At 38.1% G+C, this 7362-nt stretch carries 9 protein-coding genes; 1 reads left to right on the top strand and 8 read right to left on the bottom strand.

Annotated elements, in window-relative coordinates; translation table 11 throughout:
- Window positions 1-102: 102 nt before the first annotated feature.
- From HMPREF0877_RS06455 to rimM, 4 genes are all read right to left on the bottom strand, one after another.
- On the bottom strand, window positions 103-1392 hold the full coding sequence (locus tag HMPREF0877_RS06455; protein ID WP_002828494.1) for a dicarboxylate/amino acid:cation symporter: 1290 nt from the start codon (window positions 1390-1392) through the stop codon (window positions 103-105).
- An 80-nt stretch (window positions 1393-1472) separates the two neighbouring features.
- A complete protein-coding gene (gene rplS, locus HMPREF0877_RS06460) occupies window positions 1473-1829 on the bottom strand; it encodes a 50S ribosomal protein L19 (protein ID WP_002828495.1) in 357 nt (118 codons plus the stop codon).
- Window positions 1830-1949: 120 nt separating this feature from the next.
- Window positions 1950-2687, bottom strand: a complete 738-nt coding sequence (gene trmD, locus HMPREF0877_RS06465) for a tRNA (guanosine(37)-N1)-methyltransferase TrmD (protein WP_002828496.1) — start codon at window positions 2685-2687, stop codon at window positions 1950-1952.
- A gap of 2 nt (window positions 2688-2689) precedes the next feature.
- Complete coding sequence (rimM, locus tag HMPREF0877_RS06470; RefSeq protein WP_040760846.1) at window positions 2690-3196, bottom strand: ribosome maturation factor RimM; 507 nt, start codon at window positions 3194-3196, stop codon at window positions 2690-2692.
- 126 nt (window positions 3197-3322) lie between these two features.
- Between rimM and HMPREF0877_RS06475 the strand changes: the two genes are divergently transcribed.
- Window positions 3323-3991, top strand: a complete 669-nt coding sequence (locus HMPREF0877_RS06475) for a histidine phosphatase family protein (RefSeq protein WP_002828498.1) — start codon at window positions 3323-3325, stop codon at window positions 3989-3991.
- A 146-nt stretch (window positions 3992-4137) separates the two neighbouring features.
- On the opposite strand, the gene rpsP is transcribed toward HMPREF0877_RS06475, so the two are convergent.
- The 4 genes from rpsP to ftsY form a co-directional block, all read right to left on the bottom strand.
- The gene (rpsP, locus tag HMPREF0877_RS06480; RefSeq protein WP_002828499.1) at window positions 4138-4410 is read right to left on the bottom strand and encodes a 30S ribosomal protein S16; all 273 of its coding nucleotides are present in this window, start codon (window positions 4408-4410) and stop codon (window positions 4138-4140) included.
- A gap of 91 nt (window positions 4411-4501) precedes the next feature.
- The gene (gene ffh, locus HMPREF0877_RS06485; protein WP_002828500.1) at window positions 4502-5959 is read right to left on the bottom strand and encodes a signal recognition particle protein; all 1458 of its coding nucleotides are present in this window, start codon (window positions 5957-5959) and stop codon (window positions 4502-4504) included.
- 4 nt (window positions 5960-5963) lie between these two features.
- A complete protein-coding gene (locus HMPREF0877_RS06490) occupies window positions 5964-6305 on the bottom strand; it encodes a putative DNA-binding protein (protein WP_002828501.1) in 342 nt (113 codons plus the stop codon).
- Window positions 6305-7362: signal recognition particle-docking protein FtsY (ftsY, locus tag HMPREF0877_RS06495; RefSeq protein ID WP_002828503.1), on the bottom strand; the 1058-nt coding region annotated here is incomplete at its 5' end. The genes ftsY and HMPREF0877_RS06490, both read right to left, overlap by 1 nt.

The raw sequence follows: 7362 nt of genomic DNA on the forward strand, positions 1-7362 counted from the left end.
AAAAATCATCAAGCTACCGATTGAATCCAATAGCTTGATGATCTTGATTTTAATCCAAAAAATTGCGGATTATTTTTACAATTTCTAAACGTTGCTTTATAGTTAATCGTTTAATTTTGCCAAATATGTTATATTTTTCTTTTCGTCAAAATCTTTTTCAGATTTTGAAATAACAATTGATGCTGTTGAGTTACCAACGACATTAACGACAGTACGTCCCATATCAATCAATCGATCAACACCGGCAATAAACGCTAACCCTTGTGCAGGCACACCAATTGAAGAAACTGTGGCCAAAAGAACAACAAACGATGCACCTGGTACACCAGCCATCCCCTTTGAAGTAATCATTAATACGACTAATAAGGTCAATTGCTGCATTACCGATAGATGAATATTATATGCTTGAGCCATAAACAACGCGCCAATGGCCTGATAGATTGCCGAGCCATCTAAATTAAATGAATATCCAGTCGGTACGACAAAAGAAACAATTCCTTGGCTAACACCAAACTTCTCCATTTTAGACACAATTCGTGGCAGTGTCGCTTCTGAAGAAGCAGTTGTAAAGGCTAAAATCATCTCATCACGTAACACCTTAAATAAGTTTAGTATATTAACATTGTAGATTTTTAATACCCCGCCTAGAACGACAATCATGAAAATTATCATTGTGAGGTAGGCCACAAATATGAAATATCCTAATGACTTTAATGAGTTTAATCCCATCTGAGCAACCGTAGCACCAATAAGCGCACCAACACCGATTGGTGCCAATTGCATCACCCAATTCGTTACTTTAAACATCACTTCAGCAACTGCATCCAAGACATCAATAATGATTTGTCCCTTTTGACCAATTGCAGCAGTTCCTAACCCAAAAAATACTGAAAATACAATAACTTGAAGCATCTTACTATCTGCTAATGATGCAAAAAAATTAGTTGGTACGACATCCATCACTGTTGACCAGATACCACCAGAACTGGCTGATTTTGCTGTGGACAAATAGCTACTAATATTAGTTGCTTGCAAATTATGCACATTCACATGGGCTCCTGGTTCAAAAACATTTCCAGCAATCATCCCTAATACAATTGCAATTGTCGACAATATTTCAAAATAAATTAAAGTCTTTAGTCCCACGCGACCTAATTTACGTATATCACCCATTTTTGCAATACCTACTGTTAGACTAGATACCACAATTGGTAAAACAATCATTTGAATGAGGCCAATAAACATTGTACCGATATTTTGCATCGCAGTGATAGCCATTTTATTCTTGAAAAATAAAACGCCCAGAACAATACCAATTATTAGCCCAAAAACAATCCGCCAACCTAATCCAATATTACGTTTCTCTTTTTTTGTTTTCCTACCAACACTCACAGACTCAATCCCCCTAAAAATATATCTGCAAAAAAAGCCAACCCATGAAGGTTGGCTTTTTCACTAATAGTTTACCCTTATTAGCCGCGGCGTGCTTCTGAAATACGAGCAGCCTTTCCGTGCAATGCACGCAAGTAGTACAACTTAGCACGACGTACACGTCCATGACGAACTACTTCAATTTTGTCAACACGTGGTGAGTGCAATGGGAACGTACGCTCCACACCAACACCACTTGAAATCTTACGAACAGTATAAGTAGCTTGGATACCAGTACCCTTACGCTTAATAACAACACCCTCAAAAATTTGGATACGTTCGCGTGAACCTTCGACGATACGTGCGTGAACACGAACTGAATCTCCGGCACGGAACTCTGGAATGTCTGTACGTAATTGGTCAGCAACCAACTTCTCTAGTAAAGCGTTTTGACGCATAATCAAATCTCCTCTTCGACAATCATTACACCACTCGGCCAGCGGATTATCGGGTTTTATTTTGTGCTAATAAGCACTGAATAAAATAGTAACATATTTTTAGTCACTTAACAAGTGCTACTAATCATTTTGCTCTTCCTGCTTGATTTCTTTTAACAGTTTTTGATCCTCAGTTGTTAACACATAATCCGCTAATAAATCTGGTCGTCGTTGATATGTTCTACGTAGGGCCTCTTTATGCTTCCACTTAGCAATATTTGCATGATGACCAGACAAAAGAACATCTGGCACCTTTAACCCCCTAAAATCAGCCGGACGTGTATACTGTGGATATTCAAGTAGTCCAGTTGAAAATGATTCATCAACTGCAGAACGCTCATCCCCTAGTGCTTCATCTAGTAATCGTACTGTCGCATCAATAACAGTCATCGCACCTAATTCACCACCAGTTAGAACAAAATCTCCCAGGGAAATTTCATCATCAACTAAAGTTCGTATGCGTTCATCATATCCTTCATAATGCCCGGCAATAATCGTTAAATGCTCTTCTTTGGCTAATTCTTCAGCAATGCTTTGGTTGAACGTCTTACCCGCAGGATCCATCAAAATCACTCGACCACGATTACCTGCTTCTTTTTCCACTGCATCCATTGCATCAAATAATGGTTGCGGCATTAACAGCATTCCTTGCCCACCACCATAGATTTCATCATCAACTTTATGATGTTTATTATCTGTATAATTTCTGAAATCGGTCACATTAAAGTCAACCAAACCACGTTCGACTGTTTTACCAATAATAGATTCTCGCATTGGCGCAAACATGTTTGGAAAAAGGCTTAATACATCAATTCGCATGTTTAAATTTCCTCTAACAAATTTACTTTGGCAGTGCCAGTATCTAAATCAATTGCCGTCACAACATCTTCAATGAATGGCAGCAATAGATCTTCTTTACCCTTTGCATGCACAACCCAAACATCATTTGCGGGCATTGGCATAATTTCACTAACCTTACCAATTATTTCATTAGTTGCATTATCAATAACATCGAGACCGATAATTTCATGATAATAAAATTCATCATCAGGCAATGCCTGTTGTAACTCATCAGCAACAAAGACTTCGCAGTCCTTGTATTGCTCAACATCATTAATATTCCCCATACCGACAAAACTAACTAACATAAATTGTTTGTGCTGACGCGAGGTAGCAATTTGAACTGTTAAATTACCTTCTGGTGTTTGAATAATCAAGTTTTTGTTCTTTTTAAAACGTTCTGCAGGAAAATCTGTTGTTGGTACAATACGCACTTCACCACGAATACCATGTGTATTGACAATTTTACCGACTTTATAAAGTGCCATGTTTTCTTCCTTTTCAATAGTTCTATTAATTGTAGTATACCAGTAAAATAAAGCTAACTGAATAGGCAATATCTGGAATTATCTGATAAACTTTAACTAATAATTGCAGTACAAGGAGACCAATCAATGAGTATTAATCTTTATATTGTCAGACATGGTGAAACGTATATTAATAAGTACAAACGTATACAAGGATGGACTAATGCCCCACTAACAAAAAAAGGAATTCAGGATGGCAAATCTGCTGGTAAACGCCTACAAAATATCAAATTCAATAACGCCTATTCTTCTGATTTAGAGCGTGCCACGACTACTGCCGAGATTGTGTTAAATCAAAATAAACACACTGATTCAGAATTATTGCAACCATTGCCTGAACTCAGAGAACAATTTTTTGGCTATTTTGATGGCATCCCTAACTCCATCGCCGCTCAAGCAATTGCCAAAAAACGCTCACTACCCGAAAACTCTACTTTTGCTAATTTAACCAGTGAATTGGGTCCTTTTGAAATCATCAATGCCATTCATGAAGCTGATCCAACTGGGGATGCTGAGACAGCAGACCTTTTTTGGCAGCGGCTAATGACCGGTTTTAGGAAAATTAGTAAAGAAAATAATGATAATGATAATGTGCTTTTAGTCTCACATGGTAGATTACTTAGTACATTAGGTCAGCATTTTGCTCAACTTGATGGTGATCAAGCAGAACCTGACAATGGTGCAGTAAGTATTTGGCATCTTGATGATGATCAACTAGAGCTGCATGTTTTTAATGACTTAAAAACAATTTGGTAATGCGTCGTAGCATCTCACAAAAAAAGGAATCCACTTAATGGATTCCTTTTTTCTATATTACTTTAAATATTCTAGGCAATGAATAATTGCTTGGGTAACCAAAAGTGACCAAAACTCCTATGAATGCCTATATATCAATCCTCAAATTACTTTGAGTACTTAGCATTATGGTACTTTTCCATAATACCAGCGTTTGACAACAAGTTTTTAACAGTGTCTGATGGTTGTGCACCATTGTTCAACCATGACAAAACTAGTTCTTCGTCCAATTTAACTTCTGATGGTTGTACAAGTGGGTTGTAAGTTCCCACAGTTTCAATAAAACGACCATCACGTGGTGAACGTGAGTCAGCAACAACGATACGGTATACAGGGTGCTTCTTTGAACCCATGCGCTTCAAGCGAATTTTAACTGCCATATTTTAATTAATTCCTCCAATTGTTTTCTACATTTACAACTATAACAGACTTAACAAATGCTGTAAAGTGTTTTCCCTTTACACTTTATAATTAACGACGCTTTTTCTTGTTTTTACGAATTTTACGAGCCATTTGCTTCATAGCGATATTAGCCATCTTGCCTTTCATACCACCACCAGCTCCTGGGAAGCCAGCACCGTTTCCGCTGCCACCCATTGCATTCATCATTTGTTCCATACCAGCCATGTTACCGTTCATCACACCGCTCATCATCTTTTTCATTTGGTTAAATTGCTTAACCATTCGATTAACTTCAACAACCGGGCGACCTGCTCCTGCAGCTAAACGACGCTTTCGTGATGGATTCAAAACATCCGGATTTTCTCGCTCTTCGGGTGTCATTGACATCACAATAGCGCGAATATGTGCCATATCTTTTGGATCAATTTTTGCATTCTTTAAAGCTGGATTGTTTGCCATCCCTGGGATCATTTTCATAATGTCTTCAAGCGGACCCATGTTTTGTAACTGATCCATCTGGTCAATGAAGTCATTGAAATCAAAAGTATTTGATTTCATTTTTTCCATGGTTTCATTCGCTTGCTTTTCATCATAATCTTTTTGGGCTTTTTCAATCAAAGTCAGCAAATCACCCATACCAAGAATACGACTAGCCATACGGTCTGGATAGAATATATCCAAATCCGTCATCTTTTCTCCTTGACCGACAAACTTAATTGGTTTTCCAGTCACAGCACGAATTGATAACGCTGCTCCACCACGGGTGTCTCCATCTAACTTCGTCAAAACAACACCAGTAATGTCCAGACGATCATTAAATCCTTCAGCAGTTTCCACGGCATTTTGACCAGTCATTGCATCAACAACCAGCATAATTTCATCTGGATGTGCAATGTCTTTGACATCCGCCAACTCTTGCATCAGTTCTTCGTCAATCTGTAAACGACCTGCCGCATCAATGAAGACATAATCTGACTTTAGTTCAGCTGCCTTCTCCATTCCGGCTTTTACAATCTCACGTGGATTAACATCAGTCCCCATATCAAATACAGGTACATCAATTTGTTCACCCAAAGTCTTTAATTGTTCGATTGCGGCAGGACGGTAAACGTCGGCCGCAATCATTAATGGGCGTGCGTTCTGTTCATTTTTTAACTTTAGGGCTAACTTTCCTGCTGTTGTCGTTTTACCAGCACCTTGTAACCCAACCATCATAATAACTGTTGGTATTTTGGGTGATTTATTAAGTGCTACAGCTGACTCACCCATCATTGCCGTCAATTCATCGTTAACAATCGAGACAATTTGTTGCGCTGGGTTAAGTCCTTCTAAAACCTTTGCACCAGATGCTTTTTCGCGTACATTACGTACAAAGTCCTTAACAACTTTAAAGTTAACATCGGCTTCCAATAAGGCTAACCGAATTTCACGCATGGTCTCACGTATGTCTGCGTCTGTAACTTTTCCTTTACGACGTAAGCCACTCAAGGCTTTCTGTAATCGATCTGTTAAACCTTCAAAGGCCATTACTTTACTCCTCTTCTAATGTCAATAATTTTGATGCTAAACGAACCAATGTCTGATCATCCGGATACTTTCTCTGAATATATGCATTTAAATGATCCGCTGCTTGTTCTCTATTGTGATAATCATCGTACAAATGTAATTTTTTTTCGTAATTCTCTAGCAGTTGTGTACTTCTTTTAATATTATCATACACAGCTTGTCTAGAAACTTGATATTCATCAGCAATCTCACCCAAAGAGTAATCGTCAGCATAATATAGTTGTAAATAGTCATTTTGCTTTGTCGTAAGTAATGGTTGATAGAAATCGAATAACATATTTAAGCGCATGCTTTTTTCTAATTCCATTACTCTGACTCCGTTAACAGACTACCAAACAGGCTCTTTGCAAAATCATTTGCTTCAAAAGGTTGGATATCTGTGACTTTTTCGCCCAAGCCAACCCACTTAACCGGTAAATGTAACTCGTTTCGAATTGGCAAGATAATACCACCTTTGGCTGTACCATCCAACTTTGTCAGTACAATACCTGTTACATCTGTCGAATCTTTAAATAGTTTTGCTTGTTGCACTGCATTTTGACCCGTTGTTGCATCAAGTGTCAATAACACTTCTTGTGGTTCATTTGGTAGTTCACGCGTAATAATGCGCTTCATCTTTGATAATTCCTGCATTAAATTAACATTATTTTGCAAACGACCTGCCGTATCAACAAATAAAATGTCTGCTTGCGTATCGATAGCTGTTTTTACACCATCAAAAACCACCGATGCAGGATCTGCTTTTGAAGAACCTGTTACGACTGGAATATCATTACGCTCACCCCAAGCAACCAACTGCTCAGTCGCCCCTGCTCTAAAAGTATCGGCTGCAGCTAGAACAACTTTTTTACCAGCATTTTTATAATACGCCGATAATTTTCCAATTGTTGTGGTTTTACCAACACCATTTACACCAACCAACAAAATCACAGTTGGACCTTCTGGTGCAAAATGCATGGATGCGTCTTCATTAACTCCTTGACTACGGTACAAATCAACGAGCTTATCAACAATAACCTTAGAAACATCTTGTTTACTTTTAGCGTTTTGTAGTTTTACTTCATCACGCAATTCATCAGTTAATTGCATCGCCGTTTGTGCACCAACGTCTGCCCCAATAAGTGTTTCTTCTAGGTCGTCAAAGAAGTCTTCATCAACTGAACGGAAGTTTGCCATAAACGCATTCCATCGTTCAGACCAAGTTTTCTTAGTCTTTTTCAAACCAGTATCTAATTTTTCACTAGCATTTTCTGTTTCTGTTTCTGTTTCTGTTTCTGTTTCTGTTTCTGTTTCTGTTTCTGTTTCTGTTTCTGTTTCTGTTTCTGTTTCTGTTTCTGTTTCTGTTTCTGTTTCTGTTTCTGTTT

Origin of the sequence: Weissella paramesenteroides ATCC 33313 (assembly GCF_000160575.1) — a bacterium.
GTDB classification, from domain to species: domain Bacteria; phylum Bacillota; class Bacilli; order Lactobacillales; family Lactobacillaceae; genus Weissella; species Weissella paramesenteroides.